This is a genomic window from Bacillus cereus group sp. MYBK95-2, from assembly GCF_051915225.1.
Lineage (GTDB): Bacteria > Bacillota > Bacilli > Bacillales > Bacillaceae_G > Bacillus_A > Bacillus_A cereus.
Window position 1 is genome coordinate 149,829 of sequence record NZ_JBQAEH010000005.1, and the last position, 17,589, is coordinate 167,417.

Below are 17,589 nucleotides of genomic sequence, written 5' to 3' on the forward strand. Positions count from 1 at the left end.
TTTGATTAAACTCCTAACGTAGCACCGCCATCGACACATAAATTGTGCATTGTAATATGACTTGCTCTATCTGAGGCTAAAAATAACACGGCTTCAGCAACTTCTGAAGGTTGTGCAATTTTTTGTAATGGAATTCCGAGTCTATATGTATTTTGAGAACCAGCAATTATATTTTTAGCTCCATTCTCATCAGCCCATAGTAATCTTTGCATCTTAGTTTCAGTAGAACCTGGAGAAACTAAGTTGCAGCGTATATTGTATGCCGCAAGCTCTAGTCCTAAACATTTCATAAACATCGTCGTTGCAGCCTTTGACGCAGCATACGCAGCCATCTCCATTCTCGGCGTATTTGCCGCATTTGAACCGACTGTAACAATTGCCCCTGATTTTCTTAACATCATATTTTTACTTACCGCTCGGGACATATTGAAAACCCCTGTAGTATTTACAGAGAATGTTTTATTCCAATCTTCATCACTTAACGAATGAATTGGTCCCATACGTAAAACCCCTGCAACATTTATTAAAATATCTATTGGCGCTATTTCATTTGCAATATGATTTACCATGTCTTCAACAGCAGCGCTATTACTCACATCTAAACGAAACGTTTTCATACGTGTTTTATTTAATTCATTTTGATTTAAGAGTACATTTAACCCCTCTTCATTTTGATCAACCGCAATAACTGTGGCTCCTCTTTCTAAAAACATTTTGGCAACAACACTGCCTATGCCTTGTGCTGCACCTGTTACTAAAACTGTTTGCCCATCAAATTCCCCTAAGTTCATTTTCTCTATCCTTTCACATAAACATTAATTTCATTAAGTAACATAAATGATATTGATTTTCATTATCAGTCATGTTGTAAAAAATAATACACTTACTAAACTAATTGGTCAAGTGCGCATTACTTTAAAATCCATTTTATTGATAATGTTTTTCATTTACTATCTTACACCGAAATGATAATGTTTCTCAATAAACTTGTCAATCTTTTTTTATTTTTCAGATAAAGTATTTTAATGCTTCTTAATAAAATCATACCTAAACGCATTAAATGTACTTATATTATAAATAAAATTCAAACTCCTCTTTTTAAAATTGAAGAAGATAAACTAGAGATACGTTCATTTACAATGCTTTATGAAAAACTCAAGTATATATTTTCTCAATATTTTTCTGAAAATATATCTTACAAATACTAATGAATGTCTTCTTTATCATTTAAGATTTAATATATATTTCGAATATGATGTATCAATTTATTATATTCCAAATGGGTATTCCACTCACTTTTATATCTATAAAAATCACAAAAGTAATTTAACCTTGTTAAAATAACTCATAAAAAAGCATCCTAATTAATAGAATAGGATGCTTTTTCGTAATCATAGTGTTATAGAAGATTTGTATACTTATGCTACGCTGCGATACTCTTCTTCTTGTTCTTTTTTCTGTTTAGGTGCTTGAATTAAAATTGCGATAATGAATGACACGACACATAATACACCGATCACCATGAACGTTGGTTTGAATCCACCTAGAAGTGCACCGATAAAGGAACCTGCAAGCGCCCCAAATCCAAATCCTTGATACACAATTCCGTAGTTCTTACTATGGTTTTTCATACCGAAGAAATCACCAACAATAGCTGGGAAAATAGTGATATTTCCACCAAAGCAAAACGCTACACTTGCTACACATACGAAGTAAATACCATAATTTAAATCTACAAAACTTAGAACTAAGACTGAACTCGCCATAACAACAAAAGTACCAGTAACGATTTTTAAACGCCCAATTTTATCCGATAACGGTCCTAAAATGATACGACCTAATGTATTGAAGATTGCAACCATAGCCACCGCATTAGCTGCTGTTGCTGCGCTAAGTCCTACAAGTTGAACACCAATGTCTTTTACCATACCAATTAAGTATAAGCCACTCATACATGATGTAAATAACATGATAAATAATAAGTATACTTGTTTTGTGCCTAACATTTCTTTCGTTGTGTATTCCTTAGTTTTTGTTTCATGAACTGCTCCTTGATCTGCAGCTTGATGGATTAAACAAGCACCAATTACAATCATAGCTGTAACAATTAAACCCCAGTATATAAATGCTTGCGATACACCAACTGATTCAATCAACTGTGCGTTAACGTATTTAAAGATTAAGCTACCTGAACCATATGCAGAGACAGAAATACCAGCAATTAAACCTTTACGCTCTGGAAACCACTTTATTAAATTTGATAGTGAAGTGATATATGCTGTACCATCTGCATAACCTACAACAACTCCTGCTAGTACATAAAGCAATATTAATGAAGAAGCTTGTGAACTAAGTATTAACCCTAGTCCTAATGCTAATCCAGCTATCATAATAAGTTTACGAAGTCCCCATTTTTCTTGCAATTTACTCGCAAATAAAGTTGAAAATGCTAAAGAAAGACTAGTAATTGAGAAAGTTATCGCAACAGCGTTAAGACTCCAACCGTATTTACTAACTAAAGGCTGATTGAATAAACTCCATGTATATATCGTCCCAAGCCCCATTTGTACTATAACTGTGCCAAGGACAACAAACCATGGATTAACAGTTGATTTTTTCATACCTTTCCGCCTCCTCTTTCTATTTCAATGCTATTCGCTAAATTTACTTTTTTTATGTTCATTTTGGTCACCTCTTTTGATTTGACACCTTCATTGTATAAGATGTTTTCGTTCATGTAAGCACTTACAAGACAGAGCGTCAAAAACGTAGAATCAGTTACAAAAAACGAAGGATGAAATACAAAAACTACTTATTAAATACGTAACAGTTATTTAATAAGTAGTTTTTGTATAAGCTCGATTTACATTTGTTTTTGAACCCTTTTTTAAAAAGTGAAACAATAAAACCGTCTCTTTACTATTTATTAAAGAGACGGTTTTATTAGGTCAATTCATAAGCCTGACTTTTTTTATACGTTTATAATTGTTTCTTCAAATGTAACAATTGGCTCTACAAATTCCATCATAATGAAAGCATTTTTAATACGTCTTGTTAAAACTTCTTTTAATTCTGCACACATTTGTTCTGTAAGTGATTTTACAAATACAAAGTTATGATAATAAATCACACTCTTCTCTTTACTTAATGGGTTTAAAAACATCCCTTCTTTTGTAACGAGAGCATTAGAATGCCCCGATAAAGTTGAAAGAAACGTCTCTAAAATTTTTATTTCTCTTTTTGAAAACGATTCTTCACAAACTACTTTAATATTCATTTCTGTTATCATTTATATATTCCCCCAACCATTTTTTCACAAGGGGATACTATAATACTATTAAATTTTCACAAGACTCCCCTTGTCGTTCATAAAATTCACCAGAAAACTAAGTTGACTAACTTGTTTTTTCCCTTTATTCATATAAATCTCTCCTTTCGTATATATTACTTCTCCATTTTTAATTGATTACCTTTTTATATTAAAGTTTTTCTATGTTTTTAATTGGAATTTTACCAATTAGAGATCTTATTAATAAACGTATATTTTTCTTATACTCCTGAAAAAAACTTTACTTATCTACTTTACGTTTTGGGCTACATAGTGTCTGTTTTTTGAATAATTTGCTTCTCTGCAGTATTTACATAGAAATATTGTTTCGCTAATGCTGAAAACAATTTACTTATAATAAAGTGAAACTTTAATCAACCCTCACCAATCGGGCTTTTATGGGCAGCAGGGCCCCCACCTAACTTCTTTGTTTCCACTGAATTTTGAGGTGGGGGTCTTACTGCCCAGCAAATAGCGGGATAAACTTAAATAAAATATAACTTTTAACATAAGAGTACTTTATACTCTTCTATTAGAGAACAAATTTTTTCCCAATAAATAAAACTAAATATTCACTAATATATCTATCCGTGGTTTAATATATATAATAAAAAAATATTTCTGTCTTTAATGAGGAGGTACTATGAAAGCAAACGTAGGGGATACTATACTTTTTCAACGAAATAATTTAAAGATTACAGGATCTGTATTAAAACTTTATACTGAATCGGTCTTAGTTGAAATTACAAATGTAAGCGGTGGTACTTTTGAATTTGATCGAACAATTGTAAATCATAAAAACTATAAAGTTTTAAATACAAATACATAAAACAACACAAAATAGCCCCTGCTCAACAGCAGGGGCTATTTTATATAAAAATATTTCACTAGTTTATATACCCTAAAACATTAACAATCTTACTCGCTTTTAAATTGTTAATATGATAATAAATTTCTAAACCTCTTCTCTCTGCTCGTAACACTTTACCCTTCATTTTTGATAAATGTTGTGAAACAGTAGATTGCGGAATATTCAGTAACTCTGTTAATTGTGTTACATTACAAGTTTTTCTCGTACTTAATTCATTTACAATTTGCAGTCTGATTGGATGCGCCATAATTTTTAAAATATCTACATCTTCTTCTGAAACTAAAGTTTTTCTCATTTCACTCGTATATGTTGTCATAAGACATTCCCCTTTTATATGAATTCCATATTCATAAGATCTATTTCCAAATTTTTTAAAACCCTTGATTAAAACTTTCATATAGAAATAAAAGGATTTTAAATTTTTGAAAACAGAACTTACATTCACTTTATTTATTTATTTGGTACATATACATAATACAATGTTAATATGTGCTCTATGTGAAGTTCACATAAATTTGTGATGAAGATTTACTTAGCCACTCGCATCCTACTCATCTAATTACTCACTGCGTAAAATCATCAGTTATTTTAACACATTTTAGGCGTTTGTATATACTATTTATAAAACAACTTTTATAAAGGAGGATTCATATGCCTACAGCGTTACAAGAAGAAGTCGAAGAAGCACTGGAAACATATGTCAGTCGTATCATCTTAGTTGGAGGATCGACTTTATTTTTAGTAGGCGGGGTTATATCGGCAATTTCAGCTTTTAAAGCTTATAATCGTTTGGAGAATACGCCGCCTTCTACAGATAATTCATAGATATTTTATAAAATAAAACGTCGCCTCTAATATGAAGAGACGACGTTTTATGATTCATACATATGACACTAAAAGTATCGGTAGATTCCCTACTCCATTCTCTAAGCTTACTTCACCACAAACCTAGTCTGACTACACCCATCCTTCTGCTTCGTTACTTCTAATACAGCTGGCATTGCGTTTTTCAGCTCTTGTACGTGTGAAATGACACCGATAAATCGGCCTGATTTTTGTAGGTCAATTAAGGCGTCTACAGCTTTTGTTAATGACTCCTCATCTAATGAACCGAACCCTTCATCGATGAACATCGTTTCGATGGAAATACCACCTTCATATGCTTGAATGACATCTGCCATTCCTAGCGCTAGGCAAAGTGATGCATTAAATTTCTCTCCGCCGGATAGTGTTTTTACATCGCGTGTTTGGCCAGTATATGCATCGTACACATCTAAGCCTAATCCACTTTGACGATTTCTCTTTTCAACTCGTTCACTTCGTTTTAAATAAAATTGTCCGTTTGATAATTTACGTAATCGTTCGTTTGCAATTTGAACAATTTGTTCTAAATACTCAATTAAGATGTAACGTTCAAATGATATACGGCTCTCGTTATCACCTTTCATTACTTCATATAAGTCAACAAGTTCTTGGAAAGCTTTTTCTTCCTCATGAATTTGCTCATCAATACGTCTAATGTTTTCATGTAAATCAGAAATATATGTTACCGCATTTTGCGCACGTTGACGTTTTTCTTTAATGATATCGAGATTAATTTGTAATTCTGTTATGTGTTCACCTAACGCTGTAATATCCATATACTCTTTATCTTTTAATTCAGCTTGTAACTCTTCAATTTGTTTTGCAAGCACTTCAAGCGATGAATAATAACCTTGAATTTCTTTTTGTAACATTTCCATCTCGTGATCGCTTAATTTGGCTTCTTTATACGTGAATTCGTCTGTAAACCCGCTTTGTTCTAGCTCTTTCATAAAGCGTGCGAAAGTCTCTTCTTTCTTTAATTTTGCACTTTCAAATTGATTAGAAGCACCTTTTTGTTCTGCTTGAATACGTATATTTTCATTTTGCCAATGCTGATACGCTTCCTGCACTTTCTTCCATTCGTCCTCCATTAACCTAAGTTCCTGCATAGCTTGGTCAAACTGTGCTTTCCAAGCTTGTACTGTTTGTAAGTTTTCTGGAATATTTCGTTTATCATGTTCATATGACGTACAAAGTTGCATACACTCCATTTCTGTACGGTGCTGCATTGTTTCCACTTCTCGTTTTTGTTTCTGAAGTTCTTCTATTTTTTCTTCTACGCTTTTCATGTTCGCAGCAATCTGCTTACGTGTTTCTTCACTTGCTTTTAACGTATTAACGTCTGCAGCTAATTGTTTTCCTTTTTGAACAAGTGCACTATATGTTTCAGCTAATTTTTCCGAGTTGTAGCCGCGCTTCACAACTTCTTCTATCACTTGTTCATATTGTAGTCGATAGAAATTCCATTTCTCCTCTACTTGCACATGTAATTTTTCAGCAATGTTCTTCTTATCTCTTAAATCGTTTAACTCTTTTTCATCGATCGCATTACTTTGCTCTGTAGCTTTTTGCGGATGATTCGTACTACCACATACCGGACAAGATTCACCGTCATGTAAATGAAGAGCTAATATACCAGCTTGTTCACTTAACCAGCGGCGCTCCATGTTTTCATATGCACGAACTGCCACTTGCATTTTATTATTTGCCGCTTCTTTTTCTTGCTCGAATTTTTGTTTTTCTTGCCAAACATCATATGCTTGCTTTAAAACTTTTGCATCTTCTCGCATATTCGTTAGTTCTTCTACTTTAGCTACATATTGCTCAAGTGCTTGTTCTAATTGCTGCAATTCATCAGACATTCTCTGTTTTTTGTTTGTATGCTCTTCTAGTTGTTGATCTAACTTTTGCATACTTTCTTTTAATTTCCCTATTTGGATTTCGGTATTTTGTAAATTCAGCTTTCTCTCAGCTAATGATTCAATAATCGCTTGTAACTCTTCTAATCTTTGAACAAGTTTTTTAGCCTCTTCTCGCTCAGCTTCTTTATTCTTTACTACTTCATACTTCTCCTGAGCAAGTTCAAAGCTATTCATTATCTGTTCTTGTTTGACGCTTATCTGTTTTAACAAACTTTCAGCTTTCTGCTCATTTTCCATCGCTTCTTCATACCATTGTTCAAATGGTAATAAGCGCTTTGCTTGTTCCGCACGTTTAAAGGATTTTTCTTTCCTTTCAATTGCTGCACGGTTCTCTTGTAAAGTGTTATATTTCTCATTCTTTTGTTGTAAATCTATAAATTTCTCATTTACAGATTTTGCTGCATGAAAACGTGTTTCTGCATCCTTTAATTGCTTCGTTTGAACATCTTGTTCTACTTGTAATTGCTCAACCTCTGCCTTATACACGGTTGTTTCTTGTTCTAACGCTTCTACTACTTGATGCGTATTTACATGTTCTTGTGCCACTAATGTCTCTAATAATGCTCCATCACGGATTGGTAATTTAAAAACATTACGGAAATAGAGCTCTCTCTCTTTTTGTTTTTCTTGCAAGACATCTTTCCATTGTTTTCTCTTTTGATCAAGTAACTCACGCATTAATTTATAACGATCCGTTTTAAAAATACGACGTAAAATCTCTTCTTTGTTTTCCGTCTCAGATGTTAATAGTTTTCGGAATTCCCCTTGGGGTAACATAACAATTTGGCTAAATTGATGTTTACTTAACCCAATTAAATCTTCCACTTTTTTGTTTACGTCTGTTACATGAAAACGATCGACGGCTGGAACGTTTTCTCCATCAATAACTTCATATAATTCTACTGCATGTCCTGTAATGGTCTTATTCCCTTGTTTTTTATGTCCAAGTTGTCGTTTTATTTCATAGCGTTTCCCTTTTAACTGAAAGGTTAATTCAACACTTGTATAAACATTATCATCAGCAAATTGACTTCGAAGCATGCTCGTATCACTACGTTCTTCTCCACTAGCCTCACCATATAACACATAACAAATCGCATCAAAAATCGTTGTTTTTCCAGCTCCCGTATTCCCAGAAATAGCGAAAATACGATGTTCTCCAAGATCTTCAAAATCGATTACTTCTTTCTGTTTATATGGCCCGAATGCTGTCATAATAAGCTGAATCGGTCTCATCCTCGTTCACCTTCCCGTTCTTGCACTGTTTGTAATACATCTATAAATAGGCGTTCTTTCTCTTCTGATAAATCTAACCCTTTCATTTCTTTATAGAAAGCCTTTAAAAGAGATAAATCATCCGTTTTATGTCTTGAAACCGTTACTTCATTTGTATCTGTGAGTTCTCGCCTTTGCATCGCTCTTTCAACGTGCATTGCATTTGGATATACAGATCGTATTTTCTCCATTGGCTGTAAGACAGGGTTTTCGTCTAATAATTTTACAAATACGTAATCTTCACTTACTGGGTGCTGTAATAATTCATCTATTTTCGCTTCTACTGTTCGCATTTTACGACGTGGTGAAAGTAACCTTTTTTCAATTGCTACTTCACCAGTTTCATTCAGTTCTACAATGTAATAACCTTTTTTATGTTTCTCTTCAGAAATTGAATAGGCAAGTGGTGAACCTGAATATCTAATGGTCTCATTACGTACGAAATGCGCTTGATGTAAATGTCCAAGCGCTGTGTAATGAAACTTATCAAAATAATGACTATTTACATATTCAGCACCACCAATTGAAAGTGGTCGTTCTGCATCACTTGTATTCTCCTCCGCTTCTCCTGAAGAAGTTACAAATGCATGTCCAACAAATACATGTCTAGCTTCTTTATCCATCGTTTCAGAGAGCTCATTCATAAAAATGCGCATCGCATCATCATGAGAACGTACGTCTTCATTTTTCAACACGTGTCTAACTATGCTTGGGTCTGCATACGGTATTAGATGGAAGTGAACCTCTCCATATTCATCATTTAGTACAACAGGTTCGTACGGGAATTGAAATTGACCTGCAATATGTAATCCTTGTTTTTTCATTAAACTACTTCCAAAATGGATACGATCCGGACTATCATGATTACCAGCTACTGCAATAACTGGTGTTTGTAAATCAATAACTATTTTTTGCAGCACATCATTTAATAAGTCTACTGCTTCTGTAGGTGGAATTGCTCGGTCATATAAATCCCCTGCAATAATTACAGCATCTGGTTTTTCTTCTTCAACAGCCTGTACAAACTGATCTAATACAATCTTTTGGTCTTCAGTCATATACACGCCATGAACAAGCTTTCCTAAATGCCAATCCGCTGTATGAAATAACTTCATATTTTTCTACTCCTTTTAATTTACTGATTTTAGTGAAACGAGTTGATAGTTTATTGTAGTTTTTCCGTTCTCCCACTCTAGTTTCAATATTGTTGCACTTCCAATTCTTTCTTCATTTGATTTATATAAAGGCAATATTTCTTGAATTGTAAATAAGTGATAACCATCCAATATTAATTGAAATATATTTTCTTCAATATGTAATCTTACTTCTTTTTCATTTGAAATAATTTTTGTGTGCATCTCAAATTTCATGATAGATACAACCCCTTTTTATAATCTCTACATTTTAATAGTATAGTGGCTATGCAAGATTGACAAGTACATACACAGCAAAGTACACACTTTTCTATTGTTATATGCTTTATGTATTTTATATAAAATACGGTATGTGAAATTTTACATTTCCCCCAAAATAAAAATGCCTATTGTGACATCTTTATTTTTGTATAAAGTCTTTCATTACATAATATAAAACAGTAATTACGACGATTGCGACGAAAAATGAGAACACTGCGACAATGTAGCCATCTTTATTTAATAAAATACAGAATGAAATAGATATTATAAAAATCGGAAATACGAGACGTACTTTATCCTTCACTTCTTCTGTCGTATCTGTATGATGAAAATACTGCGTTATTCCTATCATTAAAAAAGACAAAATAATAACCGACAATAGTAAAGGTCCTGGCATTCCGATTTCTCCTTTCTCTATTTCTAATTCAGTGTAAAATTTTTTATTACAATTGTACGATTTATTTTTTCTTCAAACACACTTTTAGAATTGATAATGAACATTTCACACCTATATAATAGCGCTTTTATCATTATAACTTCAAATAATTACACTTACAGTAATGTTGTAATATTCCCTCTCAGTCTCTGAAATCCTGCAAAGATAACTCGTCAAAATATGCAGTGACCAAATTAATATTTACCGTCAACTTTTGACAAAATTTATAAAGGACATTTCAGTACATATCAAGAATTAAGAATAAGAAGATATGTAAGGGAGGATGCATTATGACTGAACAAGTTTTATTTTCTGTTAGTGAAAACGGCGTTGCAACAATTACTTTAAACCGTCCAAAAGCACTTAATTCTTTATCTTATGACATGTTACAACCTATCGGACAAAAACTTAAAGAGTGGGAACACGATGAGCGTATTGCACTTATCGTGTTAAAAGGAGCTGGCACAAAAGGTTTTTGTGCAGGTGGCGACATTAAAACTCTTTATGAAGCGCGTTCCAATGAAGTGGCATTGCAACATGCAGAACGTTTTTTTGAAGAAGAGTATGAAATTGATACATATATTTATCAATATACAAAACCGATTATTGCTTGTTTAGATGGAATTGTAATGGGCGGTGGTGTCGGTCTTACAAATGGTGCGAAGTATCGCATTGTAACTGAGCGTACGAAATGGGCAATGCCAGAGATGAATATCGGCTTCTTCCCAGACGTCGGAGCTGCATATTTCTTAAATAAAGCACCTGGATATACAGGACGCTTCGTTGCTTTAACAGCATCTATTTTAAAAGCTTCTGACGTATTATTTATTAATGCTGCAGATTACTTTATGACATCTGATTCATTACCAGAGTTTCTTACTGAACTTGAAAGTGTAAATTGGCATAAAGAAGATGATGTACATACTAATTTAAAAGAAGTTATTCGTACATTTGCAACTGCTCCAAACTTAGAAAGCGAGCTCGCTCCTTCATTAGAAGTAATCAATTCACATTTTGCTTTCGATACAATTGAAGAAATCATCCATTCATTGGAGAAAGATGAAAGCTCCTTTGCTCTAAAAACGAAAGAAATACTGTTATCAAAATCCCCTATTTCACTAAAAGTAACATTAAAACAGTTTATTGATGGACAAGATAAATCCGTTGAAGAATGTTTCGCTACGGACCTTATACTTGCTAAAAACTTCATGAGACATGAAGATTTCTTCGAAGGAGTACGCTCCGTTGTCGTTGATAAAGATCAAAATCCGAATTATAAATATAAACAGTTAAGTGACGTTTCAGAAGAAGATGTGAATCGTTTCTTTAACTTACTTAATGCATAAAATGAAATTGTCATGAGGGGATATTTTGTTCATCCCCCACCTAACTTCTTTGCTTCAGCTAAATCTTGTGTGGTGAAAATCTTACTACCCGCAAATAGCGGTATAAAATCGAGGCTATATAGTAGTGTAATTACAGCTACTATATAGCCTTTTTTATTTAATTATTTTTAATAAAATTTAATTTTATTAAATCCATTTTTGTGCTACACTGATTTTAATCAAATATTCTAAAAATAAAAAGGAGGGGCGGCTATGATAGAAAATTATCTTCTTTTCATCATTATGTCTATTTGCCTTATCATTTTACCTGGTCCAGATACAGCAATGGCTACGAAAAATACATTGGTTGCTGGTAAAGTCGGTGGAGTGAAAACAGTGTTTGGTACATGTATTGCACTATTAATTCATACTTTAGCTGCTGTAATTGGTCTTTCTGCACTTATTGTAAAGTCAGCTCTTTTATTTTCTATTTTCAAGTACGTTGGGGCTCTCTATTTAATATATATCGGTATTAAAGCCCTTTTAGCAGTAAGAAACAAAGAAAACTTAGATACAAATGATCTATCTTTGAATAATGAAAACGAACATACTTCTTGCTTTCGCCAAGGATTTCTTACAAATTTATTAAACCCTAAAGTAGCAGTCTTCTTTTTAACTTTTTTACCACAATTTTTAAATCCAAATCATAATACATTTATTCAACTTCTTGTAATGGGCCTTACTTACCTCGTTTTAACAGTCATTTGGTTTGCATTTTATATATTTTTAATTGATAAAATTAGTGCTTTTATGAAAAAACCGAAGACGCAACGTTATATTCAAGGGCTAACAGGAGTCGTCCTAATTGGATTTGGTATTAAACTAGCTTTTGAAAAAAATAATTAACAAGACGAAAACCACCACTATTAATAGTGGTGGTTTTCATCTAATAACTGATTTGGTTGTTTACTCTATATTAAAACCAGCGCTCAGTTACAACTTTTTTACGTGTATAGAATTGAACGCCATCTGTACCATTTGTACCTAAATCACCAAAGAATGAAGCTTTATTTCCTGCAAATGCGAAGAATGCCATTGGTGCTGGAACGTTTACGTTTACACCAATCATACCAGCATCGATATTATCACGGAATGTTTGTGCATGTTTACCATTTGACGTATAAATAACCGCACCATTTGCAAATTTAGATTGATTTGTTAGTTTAATACCTTCTTCTAAATCTTTAACACGTACAATACTTAATACTGGAGCAAAAATTTCATCTTGCCAAATTTTCATTTCTTGATTCACGCCATCAAAGATTGTCGCACCTACAAAGTAACCTTCTCCAACTTCTTCATTAATTTTACGGCCATCTACTAATAAAGTTGCCCCATCTGCTACACCGCTATTAATATAGCCTAAAACGCGCTCTTTATGAGATTCACGGATTAATGGTCCAACATAGTTATCTTCGTTAAAGCCATCGCCTACTTTTAATTTTTTCGTTTCTGCTACTAATACATCAATAAATTCATCAGCAATTTCATCCACTACTGCTACTACTGAGCATGCCATGCAGCGCTCTCCACTACTTGCAAATGCAGATCCAATTACACCTTGTACTGTTTTCTCAAGATTGCAATCTGGCATTACAATCGCATGGTTTTTCGCACCTGCTAATGCTTGTACACGTTTTCCGTGTTTCGTACCTGTTTCATATACGTAACGAGCTACCGGCTCAGAGCCAACGAACGAAACAGCCTGAATATCTTTATTTTCTAAAATGCTATTTACAACATCTTTTCCGCCTTGCACTAAATTTAATACGCCTTTTGGGAAACCTGCTTCATAGAATAATTCTACAAGTCGCTCCGCTAAAAGTGGCGTTCTTTCAGATGTTTTTAATACGAATGTATTACCGCAAGCAATTGCAAGTGGGAACATCCATAACGGAATCATCATCGGGAAGTTAAACGGTGTAATACCAGCAACAACTCCGATTGGGTAGCGCCAAATCGATCCATCAATTCCGCTAGCGATATTCGGAAGTGCTTGACCCATCATTAAATTTGGCGTAGATGTTGCAAGTTCTACCGCTTCAATACCACGCTGTACTTCACCTGTTGCATCCGTTAGCGTCTTACCATTTTCTAGCGTAATGATTTTTGCAAGCTCATCTTTGTTTTCTTGTAATAGCTGTAAATATTTATATAAATTTCTTGAACGATTTGGAACTGGTACTTTAGACCATGTTTCGAATGCTGCTTTTGCCGCTTCAACAGCTTTTTCAACATCTTCTTTTGGAGATAGTGGAACGTAAGCGATAATTTTTCCAGTCGCTGGATTTGGAACTGCTTCTACTTCCGTACCTGTCGATTCAACCCACTCACCGTTAATGTGATTTTTTACTCGTTTAATTTCAGTTGTAATCATTGTATTCTCTCCTTTGTATAATTTATTTTTGATTAGAAATTAATTGCTCGCTAACTTTCTTATATAAAGCAGCCATATCGTTTTCACCATATCCAGCTTGACTCGCTTCGTCATATACGTTTAATAACATTTCGCTTACCGGTAAATGGAGTTCGCTTTCCTTAGCTAAGTCAACTGCAAATCCTAAATCTTTCTTCAATAAGTTCACAGTAAATCCTGGCTCGTAGTTTTCAGGTGCTATAAAACTTTTATAATTACGTTCATAAATTCTACTTTGACCGTAACTTACATTTAAAATATCAAACATTTTATCTAAATCCATATTATTCTTTTTCGCTAATGTTAAAGCTTCACTCACACCAGCTGTATAAAAACCAATTAATAAGTTATTAATTAACTTAACAGTTGTACCACTATCAATCTGCTCACTAACGTGGAAAATGTTCGCGCCTAGTACGCCCATGATAGATTCCGTTTTCTCATATACGTCTTTTGATCCACCAACCATAAACGTTAATGTACGGTTTTCGGCTCCTATTACACCACCGCTCACAGGTGCTGCTAAAAAGTCTACTTTCTTTTCCTTTGCAGCTTCCTCTAACTGTTTGTTTAACTGCGGCGATACCGTACTTGTATCAATGAAAACTACATTCGAGTGACCATTTTCAAATAATCCTTCTGCTCCAAAATATACCGCTTCAACAGCGCGAGGTGAAGGTAAACTTGTAAAAACTACATCACATGTTTCTGCTAGTTTTGAGATTGATAGACCGATAATTCCGCCTTCTTTTTCAAAGGACGCTTCCGCCTCTTTATTTAAGTCCACGCCATATACTGTGTAACCTGATTTAACTAGATTTTTTGACATTGGAAGGCCCATGTTACCTAAACCGATAAAACCAATCTTTTTCATATCGCTTTCCTCCTATTTACACAATATATTTCCCGCGATTTATAATAGCTTTCGCAATTTCTCTCTTCTTCGTAAATACGTTCGTGTATAAAGGCACTAATAATTGACGGATTTCAGCTAAAATCACATGTCTATCTTGTTCTTCTGTGACAGCCGCTGAAAGTACAGAAATCGCCGCTTCTTCTACTTTACGGTATCCTTCTTCACAAATAACATCCGTTATTAATTGCTTCGTACGTTCTTTTTCCTCACCATTTTTACTTACCGCTTTTCTCGTACGTAAAAACGCTGATTCCATGACGTACACGTCCGTCAACATATTTGAAATTACACGTGAATATTCTTGTTCTTGGTCAATTTTTAGGCCTGGAGTTTTAGAGAGCGTTTTCAAAGATTGTTTCAACAATTTTTTCGCTAATAAAATGTAACGATGGTTTCTTTCTACATTTGCTACATCACTTTCTACTTCAGTATCTTCTAATTGTTCGATTTGCTTCATTAACATTTTGGCAACTGTTAATCTATTAATTTCGTTCGTTCCTTCAAAAATACGACTAATTCTAGCATCACGATATAATCGTTCTACCTCATACTCTTGCATATAACCGTAACCACCATGAATTTGTACAGCTTCATCTACGATATAAGCAAGTGTTTCAGAAGCATTTACTTTATTCAGTGCACATTCAATTGCAAATTGGGACATTTTCTTCATAAGATCTTCATCGCTCTCATGAATTGCTTCATCGATTACACCTGCCGTACGATAAGCTGCACTTTCGGCTCCATATGTAGCAATGATCATATTTGCAATTTTCTCTTGAATCATCGTAAAGTCTACTAATTCCGTTTGGAACTGTTTTCGCTCTTTTCCATATTGAACCGACAAACCAATTGCTTGTTTTGCTGTTCCAATATTTCCAAAAGCAAGTTTAAGTCTAGCAAAGTTAAGAATATTAAGGGCTACGTGATGCCCTTTCCCAACTTCCCCTAAAACATTTTCAGCAGGGATGACAACATCTTCTAAAATAAGAGTCGCTGTTGAAGAACCTTTAATCCCCATTTTCTTTTCTTCTAATCCAATAGATACACCTTCACATGTTCTTTCGACAATAAACGCTGTCATTCCTTTATTTGTCTTCGCAAAAACAACGTATACATCTGCCATATGAGCATTTGTAATCCATTGCTTCTCACCATTTAACTTCCAAGCTGTTCCCTCTTCATTCAATACGGCGCTTGTTTTTGCACTTAATGCATCCGAACCAGCATTTGGCTCTGTTAAAGCATAAGCCCCAATCCATTCTCCCGATGCGATTTTCGGTAAATATTTTTCTTTTTGCTCTTTCGTTCCATAATATATGTAAGGCAATGTACCGACACCAGCGTGTATATTAAAAGAAACGCTAAACGCACCAGCGTAACCCATTTTCTCTGCTACAAGACCTGAGACAGCCTTTCCTAACTCGAACCCGCCATAATCTTCTGGTACCTCAATGCCTAATAATCCAAGTTCCCCAGCTTTCTCAAATAATTGACGAGAAACTTTATAGTTATGTTGTTCAATATTCTCCATTTGTGGAACAATTTCTTGTTTAACGAATTGTTCTGTCGTTTTTGCGATTAAATCTTCATCGCCTGAAAAATCTTCTGGTGTAAAGTAAGTATGATTTATATCTTTATTAAGTGAAAAGAATTCATCCCATGGTAACTTCGTTTTCTCCATATGTATCCCCCTATCATTCGGCTTTCATAGCTTTTTGCTTATGCTCGTCTACGATGAGTGGAATATCTTTTTTGAAAATAGAAGGCGATGATTTTTCACATCAAGCATTTTATTTTGCCAAAGATGTATTTTCATCGCCTTCGCTGCTTTATCTATTGATCTTCTGATAATACTGTTTTTGCAATACCAGTATCTAACTCTTCAAAGTCATGATATGAAATTGTTTCGTATAATTCACTTCTCGTTTGCATATTAGAAAGTGCATCTTTTTGAGAACCTGTTTCTTTAATTAAAGCAAACACATTTTCATACGCTTTCGCTGCAACGCGAAGTGAAGTTACAGGATAAATAACCATTTGGAAACCCATATTCGCAAATTCCTCTGCACTATAATATGGAGTTTTTCCGAATTCAGTCATATTCGCAAGCAAAGGTGCATTTACCTTACTATTAAATAGACGGAATTCTTCCTCTGATTGAAGCGCTTCAGGGAAAATTGCGTCTGCACCTGCTTTTACATATGCATTTGCTCTTTCAATTGCTTCATCTAATCCTTCAACGCCACGAGCATCAGTACGTGCTACAATGTATAAGCTCGGTGCAACTTCTTTAATCGCTTTAATTTTTTGAACCAATTCTTCTGTAGTAACAAGTTTCTTACCATTTAAATGTCCACATTTTTTTGGTAATTGCTGATCTTCAATTTGGACAGCTGCTACTTTCGCTTCCACCATTTCTACAGCTGTTCTCGCCACATTTAGTACACCACCAAATCCTGTATCAATGTCAACAAGAACAGGTAAGTCTGTAGCTCTTACTAAATCTCTTGCTCTCTCAGCCACTTCAGTAGACGTCACGATACCTAAATCTGGTAAACCTTTACTTGCAGTATAAGCAGCTCCTGATAAATAAAGAGCTGAAAAACCTGTATTTTTCGCAACAAGAGCTGCCATTGCATCATGAGCACCTGGAATTTGCAAAATTTCAGGTGCTTCTACTAAAGCTCGGAATCGATTCGCAAGCTCCTCTTGTGTTGACTGTTTTTTCACAACCCAAGCCATTCTAAATTCCCCCCTA

General features: G+C 34.2%; 16 protein-coding genes. 4 read left to right on the plus strand and 12 right to left on the minus strand.

Annotated elements, in window-relative coordinates:
- Positions 1 to 5: 5 nt before the first annotated feature.
- The 3 genes from dhbA to ACTFN4_RS18230 all read right to left on the minus strand — a co-directional run bounded on the left by dhbA (position 6) and on the right by ACTFN4_RS18230 (position 3,289).
- On the minus strand, positions 6 to 791 hold the full coding sequence (dhbA, locus tag ACTFN4_RS18220) for a 2,3-dihydro-2,3-dihydroxybenzoate dehydrogenase (RefSeq protein ID WP_439962648.1): 786 nt from the start codon (positions 789 to 791) through the stop codon (positions 6 to 8).
- A 627-nt stretch (positions 792 to 1,418) separates the two neighbouring features.
- Positions 1,419 to 2,621: an L-lactate MFS transporter gene (locus tag ACTFN4_RS18225; protein ID WP_000750111.1), complete on the minus strand. Its 1,203-nt coding sequence runs from the start codon at positions 2,619 to 2,621 to the stop codon at positions 1,419 to 1,421.
- Between the two features lie 350 nt (positions 2,622 to 2,971).
- Positions 2,972 to 3,289, minus strand: a complete 318-nt coding sequence (locus ACTFN4_RS18230; RefSeq protein ID WP_000627304.1) for a hypothetical protein — start codon at positions 3,287 to 3,289, stop codon at positions 2,972 to 2,974.
- A 682-nt stretch (positions 3,290 to 3,971) separates the two neighbouring features.
- Here ACTFN4_RS18230 and ACTFN4_RS18235 point away from each other — a divergent pair.
- Positions 3,972 to 4,157 (plus strand): YkvS family protein, encoded by a 186-nt coding sequence (locus tag ACTFN4_RS18235; protein WP_000646793.1) that lies wholly within the window; start codon positions 3,972 to 3,974, stop codon positions 4,155 to 4,157.
- Between the two features lie 58 nt (positions 4,158 to 4,215).
- On the opposite strand, the gene ACTFN4_RS18240 is transcribed toward ACTFN4_RS18235, so the two are convergent.
- Positions 4,216 to 4,515: an ArsR/SmtB family transcription factor gene (locus ACTFN4_RS18240; protein WP_000214801.1), complete on the minus strand. Its 300-nt coding sequence runs from the start codon at positions 4,513 to 4,515 to the stop codon at positions 4,216 to 4,218.
- A 335-nt stretch (positions 4,516 to 4,850) separates the two neighbouring features.
- On the opposite strand from ACTFN4_RS18240, the gene ACTFN4_RS18245 reads away from it, so the two are divergent.
- The gene (locus ACTFN4_RS18245; protein WP_439962649.1) at positions 4,851 to 5,024 is read left to right on the plus strand and encodes a hypothetical protein; all 174 of its coding nucleotides are present in this window, start codon (positions 4,851 to 4,853) and stop codon (positions 5,022 to 5,024) included.
- A gap of 107 nt (positions 5,025 to 5,131) precedes the next feature.
- Here ACTFN4_RS18245 and ACTFN4_RS18250 read toward each other — a convergent pair whose 3' ends face one another.
- From ACTFN4_RS18250 to ACTFN4_RS18265, 4 genes are all read right to left on the minus strand, one after another.
- Entirely contained in the window at positions 5,132 to 8,221 is a 3,090-nt protein-coding gene (locus ACTFN4_RS18250) for an AAA family ATPase (RefSeq protein WP_439962650.1), read from the minus strand.
- Complete coding sequence (locus ACTFN4_RS18255; RefSeq protein WP_000765150.1) at positions 8,218 to 9,375, minus strand: exonuclease SbcCD subunit D; 1,158 nt, start codon at positions 9,373 to 9,375, stop codon at positions 8,218 to 8,220. Before ACTFN4_RS18255 ends, ACTFN4_RS18250 begins: the two co-directional genes overlap by 4 nt.
- A 15-nt stretch (positions 9,376 to 9,390) precedes the next feature.
- Positions 9,391 to 9,630, minus strand: a complete 240-nt coding sequence (locus ACTFN4_RS18260; protein WP_000667344.1) for a DUF2584 family protein — start codon at positions 9,628 to 9,630, stop codon at positions 9,391 to 9,393.
- Between the two features lie 184 nt (positions 9,631 to 9,814).
- Positions 9,815 to 10,072: a hypothetical protein gene (locus ACTFN4_RS18265; RefSeq protein ID WP_439962651.1), complete on the minus strand. Its 258-nt coding sequence runs from the start codon at positions 10,070 to 10,072 to the stop codon at positions 9,815 to 9,817.
- A gap of 329 nt (positions 10,073 to 10,401) precedes the next feature.
- Here ACTFN4_RS18265 and ACTFN4_RS18270 point away from each other — a divergent pair, with 329 nt between their 5' ends.
- Positions 10,402 to 11,457: an enoyl-CoA hydratase/isomerase family protein gene (locus tag ACTFN4_RS18270; RefSeq protein ID WP_000139775.1), complete on the plus strand. Its 1,056-nt coding sequence runs from the start codon at positions 10,402 to 10,404 to the stop codon at positions 11,455 to 11,457.
- 252 nt (positions 11,458 to 11,709) lie between these two features.
- Positions 11,710 to 12,342 (plus strand): LysE family translocator, encoded by a 633-nt coding sequence (locus ACTFN4_RS18275; RefSeq protein ID WP_000572360.1) that lies wholly within the window; start codon positions 11,710 to 11,712, stop codon positions 12,340 to 12,342.
- Positions 12,343 to 12,412: 70 nt separating this feature from the next.
- On the opposite strand, the gene ACTFN4_RS18280 is transcribed toward ACTFN4_RS18275, so the two are convergent.
- From ACTFN4_RS18280 to prpB, 4 genes are all read right to left on the minus strand, one after another.
- The gene (locus ACTFN4_RS18280; protein ID WP_000633344.1) at positions 12,413 to 13,873 is read right to left on the minus strand and encodes a CoA-acylating methylmalonate-semialdehyde dehydrogenase; all 1,461 of its coding nucleotides are present in this window, start codon (positions 13,871 to 13,873) and stop codon (positions 12,413 to 12,415) included.
- Positions 13,874 to 13,895: 22 nt separating this feature from the next.
- Positions 13,896 to 14,786: an NAD(P)-dependent oxidoreductase gene (locus ACTFN4_RS18285; protein WP_000719409.1), complete on the minus strand. Its 891-nt coding sequence runs from the start codon at positions 14,784 to 14,786 to the stop codon at positions 13,896 to 13,898.
- 16 nt (positions 14,787 to 14,802) lie between these two features.
- A complete protein-coding gene (locus ACTFN4_RS18290; RefSeq protein WP_000415995.1) occupies positions 14,803 to 16,512 on the minus strand; it encodes an acyl-CoA dehydrogenase family protein in 1,710 nt (569 codons plus the stop codon).
- Positions 16,513 to 16,664: 152 nt separating this feature from the next.
- Positions 16,665 to 17,573 (minus strand): methylisocitrate lyase, encoded by a 909-nt coding sequence (prpB, locus tag ACTFN4_RS18295; RefSeq protein ID WP_025709710.1) that lies wholly within the window; start codon positions 17,571 to 17,573, stop codon positions 16,665 to 16,667.
- Positions 17,574 to 17,589 lie beyond the last annotated feature (16 nt).